This window comes from Bacillus sp. FSL K6-3458 (genome assembly GCF_038005045.1).
Lineage (GTDB): Bacteria > Bacillota > Bacilli > Bacillales > Bacillaceae > Bacillus > Bacillus altitudinis.
Map to the genome: position 1 here is coordinate 499,113 of NZ_JBBOSI010000001.1, position 21,961 is coordinate 521,073.

A 21,961-nucleotide genomic window follows, 5' to 3' on the forward strand; every position below is an offset into this window, starting at 1 on the left:
ATGGGTGTTTATGAAAGCGGTTTCATAATATGATGAATGTGTAAAGAAAAGCTTCATACTTCAAAAAGGGGGCGTTTACAATGAACATTTTATTAGTTTGTGCAGCAGGTATGTCAACAAGCTTACTTGTCACAAAAATGGAGAAAAGTGCACAAGAACAAGGAAAAGACTATCGTATTTGGGCAGTATCTGGAGATGCTGCAAAAAATCATATTGATCAAGCCGATGTGCTTTTATTAGGACCTCAAGTTCGTTATTTATTACCGCAAATGAAAAAACTCGGAGAAGACAAAGGAATTCCAGTAGACGTGATTAATACCGTGCATTATGGCGTATGTAATGGTGCTGAGGTTTTAAAATCTGCTGAACAGTTAGTGAACGGATAAAGGGGGCGGAAGGGATGAATGGATTCAACCGATTTCTAGAAGAGAAGGTTATGCCGTTTGCAGGAAAGATTGCCGCTCAAAGACATTTACAAGCATTGCGTGACGGAATCGTTTTAACCATGCCTCTCATTATCGTCGGTTCACTGTTTCTTATTTTAGCCAACCTTCCGATTCCAGGATACAGCGATTTTATGGCAAGTGTCTTCGGAGCCGAATGGGCCACGAAACTATCCTATCCTGTGAATGCCACCTTTGACATTATGGCACTTGTTGCGACCTTTGGGATCGCGTACAGGTTAGCTGAAAAGTATGCAGTCGATGCACTGTCATCTGGTGCAATTGCTGTCGCAGCTTTCCTCCTAGCCACACCTTATCAAGTACCGTTCACACCTGAAGGATCAACAGAAGCTATCCTAGTGAATGGCGGTATTCCCGTCACACTGATGGGCAGTAAAGGGCTATTCGTTGCCATGATTATTGCCATGCTTTCCACCGAAATTTACCGCTTTATTGTACAGCGGAATATCGTCATCAAAATGCCTGATGGTGTACCGCCAGCAGTTAGTAAATCGTTTATCGCACTTATTCCAGGTTTTGTGGTCATCACGCTGATCTGGGTCGCTAGGCTTCTGATTGAGATGACACCTTTTGAGAGTATTCATAATATCATTACGGTCTTAATCGGCACACCACTATCCATTCTTGGTGGAAGCTTAGGCGGAAGTATCGTTGCCATCGGTGTGCAAATGCTCCTCTGGGCATGTGGTATTCACGGAGCCACCATTGTCGGTGGAGTCATGGGTCCGATTTGGCTCGGTGCGATGGATGAAAACCGTCTTGCCTTCCAAGCAGGAGAAGTGCTGCCGAATATTTTCACAGCGCAGTTCTTTGAAATCTTTATCAATGTCGGCGGAAGCGGTGCGACGCTTGCTTTGGTACTGACCATGATCTTGCGTGCGAGAAGTAAACAAATGAAACAGCTTGGCCGTCTTGCGATTGGGCCAGCCATCTTTAACATCAACGAACCGATCATTTTTGGAATGCCGATTGTGATGAACCCAATGCTTCTCATTCCGTTTATCCTTACCCCAATTATGATGATCATCACCACATATATCGGAATGAGCACAGGACTTGTAGCAAAACCGGCAGGGATCGCTGTCCCGTGGACAATGCCGCCAATCATTTCAGGCTATCTCGCAACAGGCGGGAAAATCTCTGGTGCGGTCATGCAGCTGATTAACCTTGCCTTGTCATTTGCGCTATACTATCCATTCTTTAGAATGTGGGATAAGCAGAAATTGAAAGAAGAAAATGAGCTTGAAGCAAAAGCATCAACAGATGAAAATGTCGTCAGCATGTAATAGAGGGAACAAGGGGGATGCGGCCGATGGAAATGGAACAAATTGTGTTTCAACTCATCTTGCACGGTGGTAATGGCAGAAGCTCGGCCATGGAGGCCATTACATGTGCAAAGCAAGGCAATTTTGATGAGGCGAAGCAAAAATTGCAGGAAGCACAAGACGCGTTAAATGAGGCGCATCACGCACAGACAGAGCTGATCCAAGGAGAAATCAGAGGAGAGAAAACCGACGTCAGTCTCTTGATGATTCATGCACAGGATCATCTGATGAACGCAATGACCGTCAAGGAGCTTGCAGCTGAAATCATTGAGCTTCATGAAAAAATGAAGCAATTCGGAGGTGTCAATTCATGAAAGACGGAATCAAAATTGTCACAATAGGCGGTGGATCAAGCTATACGCCTGAGCTCGTCGAAGGGTTTATTAAACGATATCAAGAATTGCCTGTAAAGGAATTATGGCTTGTGGATATTGAAGCGGGTCAGGAAAAGTTGAACATCGTAGGTGCCCTTGCAAAACGTATGGTCGAAAAAGCAGGTTTGCCGATTGAAGTGCACCTCACTCTTGATCGCCGGGCAGCTCTGAAAGATGCGGACTTTGTCACGACACAATTTCGTGTAGGACTGCTCGAAGCCAGAGCCAAGGATGAAAGAATCCCGCTTAAATATGGCGTCATTGGACAGGAAACGAATGGTCCAGGCGGGTTATTTAAAGGTCTACGCACCATTCCAGTCATTCTAGACATCGTGAAGGATATGGAAGAGCTTTGCCCAGATGCCTGGCTGGTGAACTTTACAAATCCAGCAGGCATGGTCACAGAGGCGGTGTTACGCTACACGAATCTGAAAAAAGTGGTCGGTCTATGCAATGTGCCGATTGGAATCAAAATGGGCATTGCAAAAGCGCTGGATGTCGATGTCGAACGCATTGAAGTACAATTTGCAGGCCTCAATCACATGGTCTATGGCTTAGATGTGTATTTAGACGGGGTCAGCATTATGGATCAAGTGCTCGATGAATTAGGAAATCCAAATAGCCAGTGGTCCATGAGGAATATTGAAGCGAAAAACTGGGAGCCTTCTTTCGTCAAAGGCTTAGGGGTCATTCCATGTCCGTATCATCGTTATTACTATAAAACGAAAGATATGCTGGAGGAAGAACAAAAAGCGGCTCAAGAAAAAGGAACAAGAGCAGAGGTTGTGCAGCAAGTCGAGCATGAACTATTTGAGTTATATAAAGACCCAGATTTATCGATTAAACCGCCGCAGCTCGAAAAAAGAGGCGGGGCTTATTACAGCGATGCAGCATGTAATTTGATCAGCTCCATCTATAATGATAAACATGACATTCAACCGGTAAATACAGTGAACAGAGGAGCGATTGCCAGCATTCCGGCCGAATCAGCGGTTGAAGTGAACTGTATCATTACAAAGGACGGACCAAAACCAATCGCGACAGGTGATCTGCCTGTGGCTGTGAGAGGACTCGTTCAACAAATCAAGTCTTTCGAGCGTGTGGCAGCTGAAGCAGCTGTGACAGGAGATTACGAGACGGCTCTTGTCGCCATGACCATCAATCCACTCGTTCCATCTGACGAAATTGCAAAGCAAATCTTAGATGAAATGCTTGAAGCGCACCGCGAATATTTACCGCAGTTCTTCAAATCAGTGAATGCGTAAAATAAAATGGCCCCTTTATGGGGTCGTTTTTTATGATTTTTTCATATGGAAACCGGAGAAAGCAGTGTATGATAGAAAAAACAACATGTACTGCTTCAAAGAAAGGACGGTTAGAATATGGTGGCAATTGGTTTAATGCTTTACGGCTTTATCGTTCAACCTCTACTTAGTTACGGCACAGTGGTTTTGTTTTTGTATGGAATTATCGCTTCATTTATTGGTCTGATTCGGCATAGACAGGATGTGTGGATGTATGTTCTCCGCTTGCTCGTTTGTTTTACCATTCCAGTAACCAATCTGTTAATGTATTTCGCAACCATCGGTGGAGATGAAAGAGACTTTGATTTCCAGCCGATGCCGCCAGTTTATCATCTTGTTTTTATCCTAGAAATCATCATCGTCTTTTTACCAGAGATCTTTTTACTGATCGAGAGAAAGCGGAGTATCAAAGGGAAACAGTGGATATATACAGGGGCCATTGTGGGGATATCGGTCTTGTTTTGGTGCACGATTTGATTGAAGGCTGACTGACATCTAAGTCTTTTTCGCCTTTTTGTTGCGTAACCTCTTTCGCCTCACTTTTACAAAAGTAATGGAAAGAACAAAGATAGAAATTCCGAGAAACTTAAATAGAAAACGGGTGAAGAACGGTGAATCATCGAAACCTGTAGCGATGATGATCGATCCGATGCAAATCCCAAAGAACGCTAGTAAATAAGTAAAAAACATACCATCACTCCTTAAGCGTGGAATAGATCCATATTTTCCATTATGAGGTAGAGAAGGAGATAAAGAAACAAAAAAAGAACCCTTCATCAAATGAAAGGTTCTTTCGCTTGCTTATGCCTGCTTGACGACCGAATCGACTTCTACTGTCCAGCCGAAGATATCTGGCTGAGTTCCTTTTTGGATTCCAGTAATCGCTTCGTACAATTTCTTCGATACTTCGCCTGTTTGACCATTTTGAATGACGTATGGCTGATCGTGATAAATTAATTCACCGACAGGAGAAATGACGGCTGCCGTTCCTGTCCCGAAGATTTCTTCAAGTTCACCTGACTGATGTGCTTCGATTAACTCATCAATTGAAATTTTACGTTCTGTCACAGGGATTTCCCAATGCTTTAATAGCTCAAGCACAGAATTCCGTGTGATCCCTTCTAAAATGCTGCCGTTCAGTTCAGGCGTCACGATTTCTCCGTTGATTTTAAAGAAGATATTCATACTACCGACTTCTTCAATATACTTTTTCTCGATGCCATCAAGCCACAGGACTTGTGAAAATCCTTTCGTTTCAGCAACTTGCTGTGCTTTCAGGCTTGATGCATAGTTTCCAGCTGTTTTGGCATTTCCTGTTCCACCTTTAACAGCACGGACAAATTCGTTTTCCACCGCAATTTTGACCGGATGGATGCCCTCTTTATAATAAGAACCTACTGGAGATAAAATGATGATCAGCTTATAGGTACTTGACGGTGCAACACCTAAATAGGGCTCAGTAGAAATAATGAATGGACGAATATACAAAGAAGTGCCCTCTGCATCAGGTACCCAATCCTTATCAATGCGAATGAGTTCATTTAAGCCTTCTAAAACCGTTTCTGTATCAATTTGCGGGATACATAGGCGGTCGTTTGATCTGTTTAAGCGTTCCATATTTTTTTCGGGACGGAATAAAAGAATCTTTTGATCCTCAGACACATACGCCTTCAAGCCTTCAAAAACGGATTGGCCATAATGATAAACCATAGAAGCTGGATCCATTGGAATCGCCTGATAAGGGATAATTCTCGGATCATACCAGCCTTTATCAATTGAATAATCCATCACAAACATGTGGTCTGTGAAGATTTTTCCGAATTCAAGTTGATCAGATTGAGGTTTTGGTTTTTTTGTTGAACTAAGTTCAACGCGGATGGGTTGTTTTGGCATCGTAAATCTCCTTGCTGTTTGATTATTTGAAAATTCTAATAATATGAAATAATTATGATTCTATTCTATACCTTCACAAAATATTAGCAATAGGTTTTCTGGAATTCAGACAAGAAAAATCTGTTAAAGCGCTTTCCTCCTCTCTGTCGTGGTTTTACTGAAGTTTTCCCTTAGAAATAAAATCCAATTTCATTATTAACTGATTAATCTGACAATTTAAAAACAACTTGTTTTCCTGTAAGATATTCTTTCAACCATACACCTTTTGACTAGTACATTGCAAGGGGCATTGCCATATTTTAATCCTCTTTTTTTTAACCGATAAAGGTAGAAGAGAGTGGAAGGGAGCAAACAACGAGATGAAACGAATGATATCAGGCGCCTTATTGATTTTATTGATGACCGCCATTAGTTTTGGCTGTCAAGCGATGACGGAGGAGGCTGGTGCGAAGCAAGGTACTGCCTATTACGTCGCAGCAAATGGGAACGACAAACATCCAGGGACAAAGCAAAAGCCTTTCCGTACGCTGAAAAAAGCGGCAAGTATCGCGAAAGCTGGGACAACAGTTTATATGAGAGGCGGTACATACAAAGAGAGATTGATTGTCCGCCATTCTGGAACAAAGAAAGCACCAGTTGTTTTTCAAGCGTATGGAAAAGAGAAACCTGTCATTAGCGGAGCATCTCTTAAAGGAAATCAAGCAGACGGAGGTCTCGTGAAGCTTGACCAAAAAAGCTATATCACCCTGAAAGGTTTGACAGTCGGTCATATTAAAACGAATCAAGAAGATGTGACACCCATCGGTATATTCATCACAGGAAACGGCAAAGGCGTCAAACTGCTTAACAACCGTGTGTACGACATTCAGACGACACATCAAAATGGGAATGCTCATGGCATTGCGGTCTATGGAACGAAAGCACCTGCAGCCATTGAAGACATCGAAATCAAAGGAAACACTGTGGAAAAGTTAAAGCTAGGTTTTAGTGAAGCCCTTGTGCTAAACGGAAACGTGAAAAAATTCCGCGTGACACATAATACAGTCCGGCATACGGACAATATCGGGATTGATTTAATTGGTTTTGAGAATGTCGCACCTTCTAAAAAGTATGATCAAGTGCGAAATGGTGTCGTATCTAGAAACAAAGTTTATGAGATTACGAGTGTTGGGAATCCAGCGTACGGCAAGGACATCTCCGCAGGAGGAATCTATGTGGATGGCGGGAAAGACATCGTGATTGATCATAACATCAGCCATCATAATGACCTTGGGATTGAGGTCACAAGTGAACATAAAGGGAAGATGGCCGAACGCATTCGCATTGAGCACAATCAAGTATATTTAAATCGTTATACAGGCATCTCCATTGGCGGCTATGACAAGAAGCGGGGCGGAACCACAAACACGACCATCTCCCATAACATTTTGTACAAAAATGACACAGCCGGCTTAGAAGGCGGTCAATTGCTCATGCAATATCAATCGGTGAACAATCGAATCACGAATAATATCATGACAGCCAGTGCTTCGCATTACTTAGTCGTGAATCTCTACGAAGTGAACAAGAAGAATACATTCCAAAAGAATGTCTACGATGACCGCAAAGGTGCAAAAGCCTCACAGTGGGTATGGCGCGGGAAATGGCTGGAAGGCTACAAAACGTATCGCTCGAAAAGCGGTCAAGATAAAGGATCAGCACACCTTAATCCCCAATTTGTGAATGAGAAAAAATATGATTTCCGTCTTAAGGCATCATCACCTGCTAAGAAAATCATCGGCAGTTAAACAAGGTATTCGGTGCAAATGATCATTTTAGAAATTTTCAAAAAAGTCATTGACATTGATGAGACATCACATTAAAGTAAAGAAGACATTTCAACTAAAACAAATTTCATAACGGATCTCTTATCAAGAGAGGCAGAGGGACTGGCCCTATGACGCCCAGCAACCGTTTCTATTTAAGAAATTGGTGCTAATTCCTGCAAAGCTGTTACAGCTTTGACAGATAAGAGAGGAAGACTTCCCGATACATGTTTCATGCAACGGTGATCAAGCCTCTCTTTATCAAGAGAGGCTTTTTTGATCTCTTTTTTTAGAATCAAAAGACTGGGTTCACAGGCATATTTCCACTTCTTTACCTAGTTTTCCGATGTGAAAAATAAAACAACTTGAGGAGGAACAGCAATGAAACGTAAATATTGGACATCATCTCTTGTATTATTGACGGTCCTGACCGTGCTATTATCTGGTTGCGGTACGGGATCAAGCGCAGGCTCAAAGGCTAATGCAAACGAAAAGGTCTCCTTTGACAATGTCCCGAAGCGATTTGCAAAAGGACAGGGAGCAAAAATTAAAGTGATCCGTAAAATTGGCGGGGACGATCATACTGCTCAGTTTTTAGCAGGAACGAAGGCAGAAGGTGAAGCGCTAGGCTTTACAGTAGATGTCTACACGGCAAATGGTGATACGGCGAAGTTTCATGATGCTATTTCTCAAGCACTAGAAGAAAACTATGATGGCTTTATCATCTCTCATGGGGATGATGAGGCGACAGTCGATGATGTGAAGAAGATCACAGCGAAAGGCATTCCAGTTGTGGCGTTTGATTCAAATCCGAAGCTGAAGGACATCAAAGGGGTCACAGTGACGTCTCAAGATGACGAGCAATTAGCGAAAAAATCATTAGATGCACTCGTGGCTGATTTTAAAGGAAAAGCAAATATTGCGTATCTTTGGGTAGACGGATTCCCTCCAATGGTGAGACGAAACAAGGTGTACCAAGAAACGCTCAAACAGCATACAGGAATCAAGGAACTTGACCGATTTGGCGTTGCGGCCTCTGATACATCAGTTCAAACACAAAATGCGGTTGCGGCTATGCTAAATAAATATCCAAAGGGTAAACTGGATGCGATTTTTGCCACGTGGGATGCATTTGCGATTGGTGCCGCAAGAGCTTTAAAAGAAGCAGGAAGAACCGAAGTGAAAATATACGGTATTGATGTGTCTAATGCCGATCTGCAAGAAATGACTGCGAAAGACAGTCCTTGGAAGTACACTGCCGCTGTCGATCCGAAGCTCATTGGCGCAATCGACGTAAGGATTCTTGCGAAGAAACTAGCTGGCGAGAAAACGCCATCTTCCTATGACCTTGAGGCCTCTCTCATTTCACAAAAGCAGCTTCAGGATGCAGGAAAGGCCATCAATATGGTCAATCTTGCAGATGAAGTAAAAGGATTCGGATCATCGACTGCTTTTGAAGAAGACTGGATGAAGACCTTGAAGAAGCATTATGCAAAATAAACAACGTGCACTCTCTTTTCATAGAGGGTGTTTCGTTTTTCAATTGACGATCAGGAGAGGAGGAGGACACCTATGACAACGCCGCTTGTTCATATGAAAAACATTTCGATTGAATTCCCAGGAGTCAAAGCGTTAGATCAAGCAAATTTCACATTAAAAAAAGGCACAGTCCATGCCCTGATTGGGGCGAACGGCGCTGGGAAGTCAACGTTAATGAAAGTTCTCTCTGGTGCTCATTCACATTTTGAAGGAACCATCCACATCAATGGCGAGGCGGCGACCATTCATACACCGAAGGATGCGGCCTCATACGGTGTGCAGACCGTCCATCAAGAAGTGGATACAGCTCTCGTGCCTTATTTAAGTGTTGGCGAAAATATGATGATTCATGAAATGGAGAAAAAACCATTCGTCCGTTGGAAAGAGATTCACCGCAAGGCAGCACAGCTGTTACAAGAGATGGACATTGACATCTCAACGAAGCGTCTTGTGAGTGATTTGACACTGGCAGAAAAACAAATGGTGCTCATTGCCAAGGCTGTGTCGATCAAATGCAGCATTTTAATTTTAGATGAACCAACCGCTCCACTTAGTCATGCAGAAACAAGCAAGTTATTCTCAATGATTCATCAATTGAAAAAGAACGGCACAGGCATCATTTTTATCTCGCATCGCATGCCGGAGATTTTCAACATCTGTGATGAACTGACTGTGATGAAGAATGGAACTGATGTGGCGGCGCACCTCATTAAAGAAACCAATCCAAAGCAGGTCATTGAAGAAATGCTTGGCGCGCCATTAGAGGATCAATTCCCATCTCGTACAACGCTTGAGGATGCACCGATTGTGCTTGATGTGAAAGAGTTGCATGACCAACATAAATTAAACAACATTCATCTTCATGTGAAAAAAGGAGAAATTCTCGGGATTGCAGGACTAGTCGGTGCTGGTAAAACAGAATTGTGCAAAGCCCTATTCGGCGCCTCAGAAAAAAAATCAGGCACTGTGCAGCTGCATGGTCAAACCATTCATATCAAGTCGCCTCATCACGCTGTGAGAGCGGGTATTGCCCTTGTGCCTGAGGAACGGAGAAAAGAAGGGATTCTAACAGAAGAAACTGTTGGATGGAACGTAACAGCTGCAAGTCTACGTTCGTTTACACGGCCGTTCAGCTTCTTACATCGTTCTAAGGAACGGAAGGCAGCAGATGGAATCGTCAAGCGGCTTGGCGTCAAGACACCTTCTCTTGAAGCGAAGGTGAAGCATCTATCTGGTGGAAATCAGCAAAAGATTGCGATTGGAAAATGGCTGTTGGCTGAGGCGGATGTCTATCTCTTTGATGAACCAACCAAAGGTGTAGACGTTGGAGCAAAAAAGGACATTTTCTCCCTCATTGCAGAACTAGCTGCAAGAGGAAAAGCGGTTATTTATGCTTCTAGTGAGCTTTCAGAAATTGCAGGAATTGCCGACCGAGTATACGTCTTATATGATGGCAGCATTGCCCGGGAAATGACGGCACCAATGACTGAAGAAGAGCTTTTATATCATTCAACAGGAGGACAATCATGAGTGAACGACAAGTTTCAGCCCCAGTTCAACAAATCAAGAAACAGCGGCCATCCTTTCATCTGTTTGATTTCTTTTATCAATATGGCACCATCTTAACGATTGTCGTATTGATTGTTGTCTTTGCGGCAGCCAATCCGGCATTTTTACAGTCAGGAAATATCATCAATATTTTACGATCGATCTCGATTGTAACCATCATTGCGGTAGGGCTGACGATCTCCCTAGCAGTGAACGGCTTTGATTTATCTGTAGGCTCAGTTGCTACGTTATCAAATGCAATTGTGATCTCCATGTTTGTATGGTTCTCGCAAAACCCACTCATTGCGATCCTTTCTGCGCTGGCGGCTTCTCTTATTGTCGGTTTGCTGAATGCTTGGATGATTGTCAAAATGAAGATTCCAGATATGCTCATGACACTAGCCATGATGTTTATCATTCAAGGGCTCGCACAAACCTATACGAAAGGTGCGACCATTTCTGAAAATATGGTGCTGCCTGATGGCACTTTTTCAACTGGCACCATCCCTGCCTTTTTCAGCAAGATTGGGCAGGTCCCCTATATCATTTTGATTATGGCGGCCATTGTGCTTTTTGCCCATGTTTTTATGACTTACACAAAGCATGGGCGATTGATGTATATCATTGGTGGAAATAAAGAAGCCGCTCGATTATCTGGTATTCATGTGAACAAATACAAAATCGCAGCATATCTGTTGTCTGCTTTATTTGCGGCGATCGGTGGTATCGTGCTGGCATCAAGGGTGATGACAGCAGAAATTAACGCAGGAACGCCATATTTAATGGATGGAGTAGCTGCTGCTTTTATCGGTTTTTCAGTCATGGGAGCAGGTAAACCAAACGCATTCGGCACGTTTATTGGTGCGGTACTCATCGGTATTTTGCAAAATGGACTTGTGATGATGTCTGTCCCGTATTATGCAATGGATATCGTGAAAGGATCTGTGCTTGCACTGGCACTCGCGCTGACTTATTACAAACAGCGTGGCTAAGATGTATTTTTTTAAAACCATTTGCGTCCTCTCTCCGTCTAGTAAACGGAAAGCAGTGTAACAGCTGTTTGCCAAAAGGAGATGACAAAAAGAATGAATATGTCAGCAACTCATGTAGAAGATTTGAAAAGTGTCATGGAAGACTGGAAAAATGAATTATTAGTATATAAATTTGCATTAGATGAAATGGATACAAAGTTTTCGATTATTAGTCAGGAATATAATTTAATCCATGGACACAACCCAATAGAGCATACAAAATCACGGATCAAATCCTTTGAAAGCATCGTGAATAAACTAGCGAGAAAAGGATGTGACATCACCACACAATGTGCCAAGGAGTACATACATGATATCGCTGGTGTCCGTATCATTTGTTCGTTTATTCAAGATATCTATAACATTATTGATGTTTTGAGGCAAAGAGAGGATTTAAAGATCCTTGAAGTGAAGGATTACATTCAGCATCCGAAACCAAATGGCTATCGAAGTCTTCATTTAATTGTTGAGATTCCTGTTTACTTAACGAATCGTGTGGAGCATGTGAAGGTTGAAATTCAGGTGCGGACCATTGCGATGGATTTCTGGGCGAGTCTCGAACATAAAATCTATTATAAACTGCAAAACGATGTTCCTCATCAGCTCACCGATGAACTAAAGGAAGCGGCAGATATCGCTCACTACTTAGATGAAAAAATGCAAAATATCAAACGAGAAATTGATTAACCAATAAAAAGAGTAGCTGTTTTGAATGACAGCTACTCTTTTCAGTCTTATTAAGGGTTGGTGCCTCGATCTCTCTTTTGAATGATCGTACCGTCATCTTGCGATTGTGCAGACGGGCTGCCTTTTTGTGTAGAAGTGCCAATCCAAACACCTGTGAACAAGAGCGCAAAAATCGCACTTGAGATCAGCCATTTTTTCATCATACATCACTCCATCTTCTTAACAAGTTTTGAATGACAATGCCTTGTTCTGAAAATACATCGCTTCTTTCGGAAGACCATTTTCAGTTAAGTAGGCGGCTACATCCTGACAGATAGCCTCAAGATCAACAAGGAAATTCATAGATTCTAATTGATCACAATAAGAAATGATCTGCTCAATCATGTTGTCTGGCTGGAGCATCAATGTTTCTAAAATGGATAATTTAAGTGAAATGTTTCGTTGTTTTAAATTTTCTGCTTTTTGAAGTGAAAGCTGTACATAATAGTGGAACAAACCAGGCTTTTTCAGCTTAAACAGCGCTTTCGTGTAGGCATACAAGGCCAGTAAATAGCCGCCTGGAGAAGAAGTTTCGAATGCCTCAATCAATAAAGCCTTTTCTAGGAGCGGTACAGCTTCACTGTATTCATTTCTTAGACTTTTAATAAAGGCTGCATTGCAATACGCGTGACCAAGTAAATCTGGATCCTCCATCTGTTCGAGTGAGTGAATCACCTGTCCAAACAAAGCTTCTGCCTCTTCATATTTCGATTGATCCGCATAATTCAGAGCAAGCATCATTTGACAGCTGATTGATTTTTTCACATAACATGGATCTGCGTCGTAAATAGACGAAGCCTTTTTTAAGTGGTGGATGGAGAGAAGTGTGGATCTTATATTATAGTATAGACATCCTGTTTTATAATGGAATTCTGCCTTTTCAATGTCATCATGTACGAGATCTAATTTATCCTCGGCCAATTTCAAATGGTGAAATGCTGTATCTTGATTCCCTCTGCGCATTTCATACATGCCTTTAAAGAAATAGAAATAGTAGCTGAGCATATCATCTGTACGAATCGCATTTTCATCCACAAAAAGACTGTGATCTAACGAAGCTGTATCTTCGACTAAATCTTTGAAACGGTATTCTAAAAGTTGATAGTAGAGTAAGACGTCTTGATTCTCTTCCATTCGATCAAATGCTTGAAGAATCTCTTCTTTTAGCTGTATTGCTTCTTGTATGTCTCTTTTTTTCATCAAGACATACCAGTCATTTAGCATATTTGCTACATCAACGGATGACAAAACACCTGTTTCTGCCAATTGGTATCCTCCTTTCTTCACCTATTCATTTCTGCTGATTCTTATTTGTCTGAATCATCTTTCCATATTAAGTATCTTCTTATATTTTAAGCGGTCTATCTCAATTTGTAAAACATGTTTTTTGATGTAAATTCAACCAGTAGTGAAAAAAATAGGGAGTAATGATCAAATTGTATACGCTTACATTTTTTTAGGTAAAAAGAGGATATTGAAAAAAATATATCAGGATATCAATAGAGGAAGAGAGACAGTGAAAGAGGGTTTTTTCATAGGTGAGAAAGAAGTGTTATTTATAAAGGAGTGTTCGCGATTTTTTGTGAGATTATATCACATGAATATTGTGAAACATGCTTCTTTCAGAATAAAATGAGTTATTCGCAAAAAAGTAAAATTTAAAGAGACTATCGATCTAGAATTGTATGGATCTTTGGTATTGATAAAAAATATCACACAGTATAGCTTTAGCGTGGTATAGTAAGATTGTTGTTGCGAATATTTAGACAAAACTGACAATTGGGGGTCGTGTTTTATGAAGAAATCGATGTTACTGATCATGGGACTAATGGTTGTGCTCGTCATGGCAGCCTGTGGTTCAAAATCAGACAGCGGTTCGGGAGAAGGCAAAGGCACATATAAAATCGGGATAGATGTAACATATCCGCCATTTGAATTTGAAAAGGGCGGTAAAACTGTGGGAATAGACGTTGATTTAATTAACGCCATTGCGAAAGACCAAGGCTTCAAAGTGAAGCTTGAAGCAATGGATTTCTCAGGGATTATTCCAGCGATGCAAGCAGGTCAGCTTGATGTTGGAATGGGTGGCATGAGTATTACAGATGAGCGTAAAAAGAAAGTGGATTTCTCAGATCCATACTTCGACGCTGGTCTGACAGTTGTTGTGAAAAAGGACAGCAGCATCAAATCGATTGATGATTTAAAGGGGAAAAAGCTAGCTGTTAAAAATGGGACAACAGGTGCAAAATTTGCAACAGATAACGCAGACAAATATGGGTATGAAGTAGTTCAATTCAATGACAGTCCATCTATGTTCCAAGAAGTATCTAATGGAAATGCAGATGCTTTAATTGAGGATTATCCTGTCATCACGTATGCGATCGCACAGCAAGACTTGAAATTGAAAACAGTTGGAGATCGCTTGAATGGAGACCAATACGGGATCTCAGTGATGAAGGGGAAAAACCAGGACTTATTGAAGAAAATCAATAAAGGGCTGGAAAACCTAAAGAAAAACGGTGAATATGACAAAATTATTGAGAAATATTTGAAGTCATAACACAAGCGAGGCGCGCTCAGAGCGCGCTTTCTTTATGTGTCAACCGTATGTGAATTAGGGAGGGAGAAACATGGATACGATTGTTAATGCATTTCCGTATTTAATGGAGGGTTTGCAAACCACTTTATATATCTTTGTTGTTGCTATCATTTTAGGTTTTATCATCGGGTTGATTGTGGCGCTATTCCGCCTGTCACCATTTAAAATCTTGAACTTTATTTCACTCGTTTTTGTCAATGCCATTCGAGGTACGCCATTTATCGTACAGCTATTCTTCATTTATTTTGGGCTAAATACACTTGAATTCATTTCACTTGACCGAGTGCCGGCAGGGATTATTACAGTAGCGATTAACGCAGGAGCTTATTTCTCAGAAATTATTCGTGCAGGGATTCAGTCCATTGATAAAGGACAAACTGAAGCCGCACGCTCTTTAGGATTCACAGGTGGACAAAACATGCGCTTTATCGTCCTTCCACAGGCATTTCGCCGTATGCTTCCAGCCATTACTAACCAAGCCATCATCAGTTTGAAGGACACCTCTCTTTTATCGATTATCGGTATTGCTGATATCATGCAGCGGGGACAAGTTCAAGCATCGGCTACCTTTGATCCTTTGAATGTCTGGCTCATTGTCGGTGTCATTTATTTCGTGATCATTTATTTACTTTCTCTACTGGCTAGCTACGCAGAAAGGAGATTTGATGTGAAATGAGTATGATTACGGTGAAAAACTTAAAGAAATCCTTTGGTGACAACGAAGTTTTAAAGGATATTAATGCAGTCATCGAGGAAAAAGAGGTTGTATGTGTCATTGGTCCTTCAGGATCAGGGAAAAGCACATTTCTAAGATGTCTCAATAAATTAGAGGATATTACGGCTGGGGAAGTTGTTGTCCACGGACATACGATTACAGACCCAAAAGTGAATATCAATAAAGTACGACAAGAAGTTGGCATGGTGTTTCAGCACTTTAATTTATTTCCTCATAAAACCGTGTTAGAAAATATCACGATTGCACCGGTGAAAGTAAAAGGGATGGAGAAGAAAGCCGCAGTCGATAAAGCATTAGACTTGCTTGAAAAGGTTGGCTTGAAAGACAAGGCCAAAAGTTACCCTAACCAATTATCTGGTGGACAAAAACAGCGTGTTGCCATTGCAAGAGCCTTGGCGATGGACCCGAAAGTGCTCTTATTCGATGAGCCGACATCTGCTCTTGACCCTGAGGTCGTTGGGGATGTTTTAGCTGTTATGAAACAATTAGCAGTCGAAGGAATGACGATGATTGTCGTCACACATGAAATGGGCTTTGCAAGAGAAGTGGGAGACCGCGTGATCTTTATGGATGGTGGATATATCGTCGAAGAGGACAAACCAGAAGCACTCTTTGGAAACCCACAGCACGAGCGTACCAAATTGTTTCTTAGTAAGGTGCTATAAAAAAAGAGTAAGAGCAGGTATGCTCTTACTCTTTTTCTTTGTGACGAGAATGAATATACCGATTCGCATGCATTTCCTAGGAAATATTATCGTTGGAAGAACTCAATCCACTCTTGGTCTGGCCCTCGGAAAAAGAAGTAGCAATAGCCATTGGGCAAAGTTGTGATTTCTTCATCTATTAGCTCAATTTGCAGCTTTTGAATACGGTTGAATTCCGCGTGAATATTATCTGTTGTAAAGGCGAGATGGTGGACCTTTCCTTCAGATGGAAGGTCACTGCTATACCCTTGAATGAGTTCAATTTCCGTTTCTGCTTCGTCTTTAAAGCCAAGAAAGGCAAGTTCAATGACTCCGTTTGTATGAGTGATGCGATCCTTTAATTTCATGCCCACCACTTTTTCATAAAAATCAATGGACTGATCAATATTTGTCACCATAATCCCTGTATGATCTAAGCGTAATGTTGTCAAAAAAGAGCCTCCTCTATGTCGAGTTGATATTTTTCTCCTCATCTTATCATAATAGAAGTAACGTATACATTCATATGGTAGGATAGAGAGAGTCAATTTAGGATAAGGATGACACAAATGAAAAAAATCTCATTAAAACAAACATTTGCAGAACAAGTGAAAAAGGGATATCCGCTTATTTCAAAAGATGCTGTGTCGCGTGTGAACGGTGTACAGGAAGGCGAGCTCATTGAATGGGTAGATGAAAGAGGCTCTTTTTTAGGGAAAGGATATTATGGTGTGCAAAATAAAGGCATCGGTTGGGTGCTTTCCTTTGACGCTAACGAAAAAATAGATCAGGCCTTTTTTGTTTCTAAACTTGAACAGGCATCCAAAAGCAGAACGCATCTATTTCGTGATGCACAGACGACGGCTTTCCGTGTGTTCAATGGGGAAGGGGATGGAATTGGTGGAATCACGATTGATTATTATGATGGATTCTATCTCATCCAATGGTATAGCGAAGGTGTTTATACATTAAAAGAAGATGTATTGGCTGCGATTGAGCAGGTGTACCCTGACTATAAAGGCATTTATGAAAAGAAGCGATTTGATACGTCTGGACAATATATCGAAGATGACGATTTTGTAAAAGGGGAGAAAGGTGAATTTCCTCTTATCGTCAAAGAAAATGGGATGAACGTGGCGGTTTATCTAAATGATGGTGCGATGACAGGTATTTTCCTTGATCAGCGTCATGTGCGAAAAGCAATTCGAGATCGCTATGCAAAAGGAAAGACCGTCCTTAATACGTTCTCTTATACCGGCGCTTTCTCTGTAGCAGCAGCGCTTGGCGGGGCAAGCCGTACGACAAGTGTAGATGTTGCAAACCGCAGTTTGAAAAAAACATCTGAGCAGTTTGAAGTGAATGGCATTGATGTAGACGGGCAGGATATCAAAGTCATGGATGTCTTTAAATATTTCCCGTTTGCGGCGAAAAAAGGCTGGAGCTATGATGTCGTGATCTTGGACCCACCTTCCTTTGCACGAACGAAGAAACACACATTCAGTGCAGCGAAGGATTATAAGAAACTATTAAAAGAAGCCATCCAGATCACAGCTGAGAACGGCGTCATTGTGGCGTCAACCAATAGCAGTGCATTTGGGATGAAAAAGTTTAAAGGATTTATTGCACAGGCCTTTAAAGAATCTGGGAAAACGTATCGTATTCTTGAGGAATATACACTTCCTGAGGACTTCCGTACAACGAAAAATTATCCTGAGGGGAACTATTTAAAGGTTGTCTTCATCCAAGCATAAGAAAAGGCCATTTTCCGATAAGGGGAAATGGCTTTTTCTATAGGGCAAACGACATCAGGATAGGCGCTGCACATAATGTAATAATGGCCGAAATGATCATGGACACACTTGAGATCGTGCCTGAGACGGAGCTCAGTTCAAAGGCCTTCGATGTGCCTGCACCATGTGCTCCTGTACCAAGCAGAACGCCCATTGCAATGTCATTATCAATACGGAAATAACGGATAACCAATGGCCCAATGATTGAGCCAAATAATGCTGTTAAAATGACGAAGACAGCCGTAACGGACGGCATCCCGCCAATCATTTCAGACACACTCATCGCAACGGGTGTTGTGACGGATCTTGGGACGAGGCTCTCGATCAGACTCGTGTCCAAATGAAACAATTTGGCGATAAACGCTGTTGATAAAATTGCAACGATAGAACCGCAAGCCACATTCAAAATAATTTCTACTGCATGCTTCTTCAGAATGTGAAAATACTTATATAAAGGAATGGCAAATGCCACAGTCGCAGGTTGAAGCATATTTGTCAGCCATTTTCCGCCTTGATTGTAAGCGTCGTAAGGAATGTTCACGATTAACAGCAAGACCACAAGAACAACCGGTGTCACAAGTAAAGGGGAGACATAGACTTTCGGATGACGTTTATAAACCGCTTTTGATCCGAGATAGATCAGAATGGTTAGGATCAAAAATAGTCCGCCAACTAACATAGCTTTTTTCGCTCCTTTCTTTTCGCAATCATCTGCGTCATCATGCCAGTCGAGAGCATGACCACAAAGGTACTAAGTAAAACCACAAGGACAATACTTGTGCCAGATTGAGAAAGTAATGTTCCGTAATCAATCACACCTACTGCTGAAGGGATAAAGAAGAGCAGCAGTTCTCCGAGCAGCCATACGGCGCCAAGTTCAATCCATTTTAATTTAATGATGTTAAAATGAAGTAATAAGAAAATGACAAGAATGCCTAAGATCGTGCCCGGAATTCTTAAATGCAAAAAGGCCGCCAGCACATTCATCAATTTCGCAAAAGCAAATAAAGCCATAATCTGAAGGGTAGCAATCAGCGACGTTTTGAGCAATTGCACTTTCTGTTCACTCCTTTTTCTATATAAATTGTTCACTGTTTCACAAAAACAACACAACGTTCTAATCGGTGAGCTTACTTTAAAGTGTACAGCACGTTCTATTATAGGTAAAATACATATATCGAATAGTTAGTATTCCTTTTGTCTATAGAAAGGGTGAACCATGTGGACATCAGACATTTAACATATTTCTTAGAAGTGGCACGGTTAAAGAGTTTTACGAAAGCATCGCAATCGCTCTATGTGTCGCAGCCGACCATTTCCAAGATGGTCAAAAACCTAGAGGATGAGCTAGGTGTTCAGTTGTTTTACCGTAATGGCAGACAGGTTGAAATGACAGATGCTGGACAAACCATGTATACACAGGCGAGTGAAATCACACAATCCTTTCAGAATTTAACGAGTGAATTAAATGATTTAATGAATGTGAAAAAAGGACATATCCGAATAGGACTGCCGCCCATGATTGGATCAAGCTTTTTCCCAAATGTGATGGGGGAATTCCGCCAGCAGTATCCAGATGTCACCTTTCAATTGGTGGAGCACGGCTCCATTAAAGTAGAGGAAGGAGTAGAGGATGGATCATTAGATATTGGTGTCATTGTTCTGCCTGCAAATGATAAAATTTTTCATACATACACCATCATTAAAGAGAATATGAAGCTTGTCACCCATCCATCACATCCGATGGCAGGACGTGATGAGGTTCATTTGGCTGATTTAAAGGAAGAGTCTTTTATTTTCTTTCGAGAAGATTTCGTTCTGCACAGCCGAATCTTAAATGAATGTATGAATGCAGGATTCAGGCCGAACGTTATTTATGAAACGTCACAATGGGATTTCATCAGTGAAATGGTTGCTGAGAACCTTGGAATCGGGCTTCTACCTGAACGGATTTGCCGTGATCTAGATCCTGATAAAGTGAGGATCATTTCCTTAAATCCGTCTATTCCGTGGCATTTGGGTGTCATTTGGCGAAAGGACCGCTACTTGTCCTTTGCTGCAAGAGAATGGTTAAAGCATACAAAATCCTATGTGTGGGATGCAGAGTAAAAGGGAGGACGATACAGATGAAATTAAGCTGCGTGTCTCATCTTTTGGAAAAGGTTCGAGCGGAAAATCCGCTTGTCCATAATATCACCAACCAAGTTGTGACGAACTTTACAGCGAATGGACTGCTTGCTTTAGGTGCTTCTCCAGTCATGGCAAATGCCAAAGAAGAAGTGGCAGAAATGGCGCAATTAGCGGATGCACTTGTGCTGAATATCGGCACACTAACAAAGGATACGGTGGAGGCGATGGTCATTGCTGGACAAGCGGCCAATGAAAAAGGTGTACCGGTTCTATTGGATCCTGTTGGTGTTGGTGCGACAACGTTTCGGACGAGTGCGGCGAAACAGCTGTTACAGCAAGTGGGCATCACTGTTGTCAGAGGGAATGCTGCTGAAATAGCTCATTTAATTGGAGTGAATGGCTGGCAGTCAAAAGGGGTTGATGCAAAAGGGGCAAATGGAGATGTATCGTCTTTAGCAAAGCAGGCGGCAAAAGCCCTTCAAACCGTTGTGGCGATTACGGGAAAAGTGGATGTCGTGTCAGATGGAGAAGAGGTTCTATCTATTCATAATGGACACGAATGGTTAACCAAGGTGACGGGGACTGGCTGTTTACTCACCTCTGTCATAGGGGCATTTTGTGCAACAGGGGAACGGCCCATTCATGCGTCGGCATCAGCTCTGCTGTTTTATGGTGTCGCTGCAGAAAAGGCAGCTCAGCAGACAGAAGAGAAAGGGCCAGGCACCTTTCAAATCGAATTGTTAAACACGCTATCCAATACAAATGGTCAAGATGTGATCACGTTAGGGAAAATAGGGGGAGTTTTGCATGACGAAGGTTGATCAGCAGCTAATCAAACAGCAATTATCGGTTTATTTTATTATGGGAACAGCGAATACAAGCCGGCATCCGCTTGATGTGGTGAAAGAGGCCATTCAAGGCGGGATCACGATGTTTCAGTTTCGTGAAAAGGGTGAAGGTGCTCTGCAAGGTGAAGAAAAGAAAAAAATCGCTGAGCAGATTCAAGCACTTTGCCAAGAAGCGAATATTCCCTTTATCGTAAATGATGATGTACAGCTTGCAATAGATCTTGATGCAGATGGTGTCCATGTTGGGCAGGAAGATACACTTGCACAAGATGTACGGCAAAGAATCGGTAATAAAATATTAGGCGTGTCCACGCACAATCTAGATGAAGTGAGGCAAGCGATGAAGGACGGGGCAGACTACGTAGGGATGGGTCCAGTCTATCCTACAGAAACAAAAAAGGATGCACGCAGTGTCCAAGGTGTTTCTTTAATCAACGAAGTACGTCAACACGGTCTTCACATTCCTATTGTGGGCATCGGCGGGATCACGTATGAAAATGCGGCACCAGTCATCCAAGCGGGAGCCGATGGCATTAGCATCATCAGCGCCATTAGCCAAAGCGCTGATCCGAAAAAAGCTGCGGAAGAACTAACATCTCTTGTCGAGTCAGAGAAAGCAGCTCTTTCATCTGTAAAAGACATGGATTGACTCATCCATGTCTTTTCTTATCTGCGTGAAAAATAGACAGTAGAGATACAATTGTGTACAATCTAATTGTTCGATTGTTTTCGAAATGACAGGTAAATAAAGGAGAATGAATGATGGAAGTGCTCGATACGTATTTTCGCCGATATGATGAAGCGGGAAAAGGGCAAGAGCAAATGAACGAATTGCTGGCATTGTTTTCAGATGATGTCATGATTGTCTTAAATGGTGCTGAAAAGCCTGGCATCCAAGCATTCACACAGTTTTTGAACACATTTTTCCACGTGCATGAAGACATTAAGCATATGTGGGATGGCTGGGTGAAACGTGAAGATGGGAAGTATGAAACAAACTGGGCTGTTTGCGGAAAGTTAACAGACGGTCGTGTATATACAGCAGAAGGCATTGATATTGCAGAGCTGGATGATCAAGGAAAGATCGTTTATTTAGAAAACGTCCCGAAAAACCCAGAGTTATTCCAGCGATATTAAGAAGCCGGCAGAGCAGCCGGCTTTTTCTC

The 21,961-nt window shown here is 41.9% G+C and carries 24 protein-coding genes and 1 riboswitch; of the genes, 18 read left to right on the forward strand and 6 right to left on the reverse strand.

What is annotated here, in order from left to right; genetic code table 11:
• Nucleotides 1–80: 80 nt before the first annotated feature.
• From MHH23_RS02600 to MHH23_RS02620, 5 genes are all read left to right on the forward strand, one after another.
• Nucleotides 81–386 carry a PTS sugar transporter subunit IIB gene (locus tag MHH23_RS02600; protein ID WP_007497889.1) on the forward strand — a complete coding sequence of 102 codons (306 nt, stop codon included), beginning with the start codon at nucleotides 81–83 and terminating at the stop codon, nucleotides 384–386.
• Between the two features lie 14 nt (nucleotides 387–400).
• Nucleotides 401–1,750: a PTS cellobiose transporter subunit IIC gene (gene celB / locus MHH23_RS02605; RefSeq protein ID WP_007497888.1), complete on the forward strand. Its 1,350-nt coding sequence runs from the start codon at nucleotides 401–403 to the stop codon at nucleotides 1,748–1,750.
• A gap of 26 nt (nucleotides 1,751–1,776) precedes the next feature.
• Nucleotides 1,777–2,103, forward strand: a complete 327-nt coding sequence (locus MHH23_RS02610; RefSeq protein ID WP_008345561.1) for a PTS lactose/cellobiose transporter subunit IIA — start codon at nucleotides 1,777–1,779, stop codon at nucleotides 2,101–2,103.
• Nucleotides 2,100–3,428, forward strand: a complete 1,329-nt coding sequence (locus MHH23_RS02615) for a 6-phospho-beta-glucosidase (protein WP_007497885.1) — start codon at nucleotides 2,100–2,102, stop codon at nucleotides 3,426–3,428. Before MHH23_RS02610 ends, MHH23_RS02615 begins: the two co-directional genes overlap by 4 nt.
• Nucleotides 3,429–3,545: 117 nt before the next feature.
• On the forward strand, nucleotides 3,546–3,944 hold the full coding sequence (locus tag MHH23_RS02620) for a hypothetical protein (protein ID WP_268430378.1): 399 nt from the start codon (nucleotides 3,546–3,548) through the stop codon (nucleotides 3,942–3,944).
• A 324-nt stretch (nucleotides 3,945–4,268) separates the two neighbouring features.
• On the opposite strand, the gene MHH23_RS02625 is transcribed toward MHH23_RS02620, so the two are convergent.
• Nucleotides 4,269–5,360, reverse strand: a complete 1,092-nt coding sequence (locus MHH23_RS02625) for a branched-chain amino acid aminotransferase (RefSeq protein ID WP_008345553.1) — start codon at nucleotides 5,358–5,360, stop codon at nucleotides 4,269–4,271.
• Nucleotides 5,361–5,719: 359 nt separating this feature from the next.
• On the opposite strand from MHH23_RS02625, the gene MHH23_RS02630 reads away from it, so the two are divergent.
• The 5 genes from MHH23_RS02630 (at nucleotide 5,720) to MHH23_RS02650 (ending at nucleotide 11,970) form a co-directional block, all read left to right on the forward strand.
• The gene (locus MHH23_RS02630; RefSeq protein WP_193803926.1) at nucleotides 5,720–7,147 is read left to right on the forward strand and encodes a right-handed parallel beta-helix repeat-containing protein; all 1,428 of its coding nucleotides are present in this window, start codon (nucleotides 5,720–5,722) and stop codon (nucleotides 7,145–7,147) included.
• A 117-nt stretch (nucleotides 7,148–7,264) separates the two neighbouring features.
• Nucleotides 7,265–7,374: riboswitch (SAM riboswitch) on the forward strand.
• Between the two features lie 172 nt (nucleotides 7,375–7,546).
• The gene (locus tag MHH23_RS02635) at nucleotides 7,547–8,665 is read left to right on the forward strand and encodes a sugar ABC transporter substrate-binding protein (RefSeq protein WP_340958837.1); all 1,119 of its coding nucleotides are present in this window, start codon (nucleotides 7,547–7,549) and stop codon (nucleotides 8,663–8,665) included.
• 72 nt (nucleotides 8,666–8,737) lie between these two features.
• Complete coding sequence (locus tag MHH23_RS02640) at nucleotides 8,738–10,234, forward strand: sugar ABC transporter ATP-binding protein (RefSeq protein ID WP_340958838.1); 1,497 nt, start codon at nucleotides 8,738–8,740, stop codon at nucleotides 10,232–10,234.
• A complete protein-coding gene (locus MHH23_RS02645; RefSeq protein ID WP_017368303.1) occupies nucleotides 10,231–11,244 on the forward strand; it encodes an ABC transporter permease in 1,014 nt (337 codons plus the stop codon). The genes MHH23_RS02640 and MHH23_RS02645 overlap by 4 nt, the downstream gene beginning before the upstream one ends.
• A 93-nt stretch (nucleotides 11,245–11,337) precedes the next feature.
• The gene (locus MHH23_RS02650; RefSeq protein WP_007497867.1) at nucleotides 11,338–11,970 is read left to right on the forward strand and encodes a GTP pyrophosphokinase; all 633 of its coding nucleotides are present in this window, start codon (nucleotides 11,338–11,340) and stop codon (nucleotides 11,968–11,970) included.
• Nucleotides 11,971–12,020: 50 nt separating this feature from the next.
• On the opposite strand, the gene MHH23_RS02655 is transcribed toward MHH23_RS02650, so the two are convergent.
• Both MHH23_RS02655 and MHH23_RS02660 read right to left on the reverse strand, forming a co-directional pair.
• On the reverse strand, nucleotides 12,021–12,170 hold the full coding sequence (locus MHH23_RS02655; RefSeq protein ID WP_017368302.1) for a hypothetical protein: 150 nt from the start codon (nucleotides 12,168–12,170) through the stop codon (nucleotides 12,021–12,023).
• 19 nt (nucleotides 12,171–12,189) lie between these two features.
• Nucleotides 12,190–13,275 (reverse strand): response regulator aspartate phosphatase, encoded by a 1,086-nt coding sequence (locus tag MHH23_RS02660; RefSeq protein ID WP_058337081.1) that lies wholly within the window; start codon nucleotides 13,273–13,275, stop codon nucleotides 12,190–12,192.
• Nucleotides 13,276–13,804: 529 nt separating this feature from the next.
• Here MHH23_RS02660 and MHH23_RS02665 point away from each other — a divergent pair.
• The 3 genes from MHH23_RS02665 (at nucleotide 13,805) to MHH23_RS02675 (ending at nucleotide 16,009) form a co-directional block, all read left to right on the forward strand.
• Complete coding sequence (locus MHH23_RS02665) at nucleotides 13,805–14,569, forward strand: transporter substrate-binding domain-containing protein (RefSeq protein ID WP_340958839.1); 765 nt, start codon at nucleotides 13,805–13,807, stop codon at nucleotides 14,567–14,569.
• Between the two features lie 70 nt (nucleotides 14,570–14,639).
• The gene (locus MHH23_RS02670; protein WP_024719504.1) at nucleotides 14,640–15,284 is read left to right on the forward strand and encodes an amino acid ABC transporter permease; all 645 of its coding nucleotides are present in this window, start codon (nucleotides 14,640–14,642) and stop codon (nucleotides 15,282–15,284) included.
• A complete protein-coding gene (locus MHH23_RS02675; RefSeq protein ID WP_007497858.1) occupies nucleotides 15,281–16,009 on the forward strand; it encodes an amino acid ABC transporter ATP-binding protein in 729 nt (242 codons plus the stop codon). Before MHH23_RS02670 ends, MHH23_RS02675 begins: the two co-directional genes overlap by 4 nt.
• Nucleotides 16,010–16,095: 86 nt before the next feature.
• On the opposite strand, the gene MHH23_RS02680 is transcribed toward MHH23_RS02675, so the two are convergent.
• Nucleotides 16,096–16,479 (reverse strand): VOC family protein, encoded by a 384-nt coding sequence (locus tag MHH23_RS02680; protein WP_008345541.1) that lies wholly within the window; start codon nucleotides 16,477–16,479, stop codon nucleotides 16,096–16,098.
• A 117-nt stretch (nucleotides 16,480–16,596) separates the two neighbouring features.
• On the opposite strand from MHH23_RS02680, the gene MHH23_RS02685 reads away from it, so the two are divergent.
• The gene (locus MHH23_RS02685) at nucleotides 16,597–17,778 is read left to right on the forward strand and encodes a class I SAM-dependent rRNA methyltransferase (RefSeq protein ID WP_019743483.1); all 1,182 of its coding nucleotides are present in this window, start codon (nucleotides 16,597–16,599) and stop codon (nucleotides 17,776–17,778) included.
• Nucleotides 17,779–17,815: 37 nt separating this feature from the next.
• Here MHH23_RS02685 and MHH23_RS02690 read toward each other — a convergent pair whose 3' ends face one another.
• Nucleotides 17,816–18,496 carry a CidB/LrgB family autolysis modulator gene (locus MHH23_RS02690; RefSeq protein ID WP_007497850.1) on the reverse strand — a complete coding sequence of 227 codons (681 nt, stop codon included), beginning with the start codon at nucleotides 18,494–18,496 and terminating at the stop codon, nucleotides 17,816–17,818.
• Nucleotides 18,490–18,873 (reverse strand): CidA/LrgA family holin-like protein, encoded by a 384-nt coding sequence (locus tag MHH23_RS02695; protein WP_008345527.1) that lies wholly within the window; start codon nucleotides 18,871–18,873, stop codon nucleotides 18,490–18,492. Before MHH23_RS02695 ends, MHH23_RS02690 begins: the two co-directional genes overlap by 7 nt.
• 165 nt (nucleotides 18,874–19,038) lie before the next feature.
• Between MHH23_RS02695 and cidR the strand changes: the two genes are divergently transcribed.
• The 4 genes from cidR (at nucleotide 19,039) to MHH23_RS02715 (ending at nucleotide 21,932) form a co-directional block, all read left to right on the forward strand.
• Nucleotides 19,039–19,926: a cidABC operon transcriptional activator CidR gene (cidR, locus tag MHH23_RS02700; RefSeq protein WP_008345526.1), complete on the forward strand. Its 888-nt coding sequence runs from the start codon at nucleotides 19,039–19,041 to the stop codon at nucleotides 19,924–19,926.
• A 17-nt stretch (nucleotides 19,927–19,943) separates the two neighbouring features.
• A complete protein-coding gene (gene thiM / locus MHH23_RS02705) occupies nucleotides 19,944–20,768 on the forward strand; it encodes a hydroxyethylthiazole kinase (protein WP_340958840.1) in 825 nt (274 codons plus the stop codon).
• On the forward strand, nucleotides 20,755–21,444 hold the full coding sequence (gene thiE, locus MHH23_RS02710) for a thiamine phosphate synthase (protein WP_277687504.1): 690 nt from the start codon (nucleotides 20,755–20,757) through the stop codon (nucleotides 21,442–21,444). The genes thiM and thiE overlap by 14 nt, the downstream gene beginning before the upstream one ends.
• A 113-nt stretch (nucleotides 21,445–21,557) precedes the next feature.
• Nucleotides 21,558–21,932, forward strand: a complete 375-nt coding sequence (locus tag MHH23_RS02715; RefSeq protein WP_008345523.1) for a nuclear transport factor 2 family protein — start codon at nucleotides 21,558–21,560, stop codon at nucleotides 21,930–21,932.
• Nucleotides 21,933–21,961 lie beyond the last annotated feature (29 nt).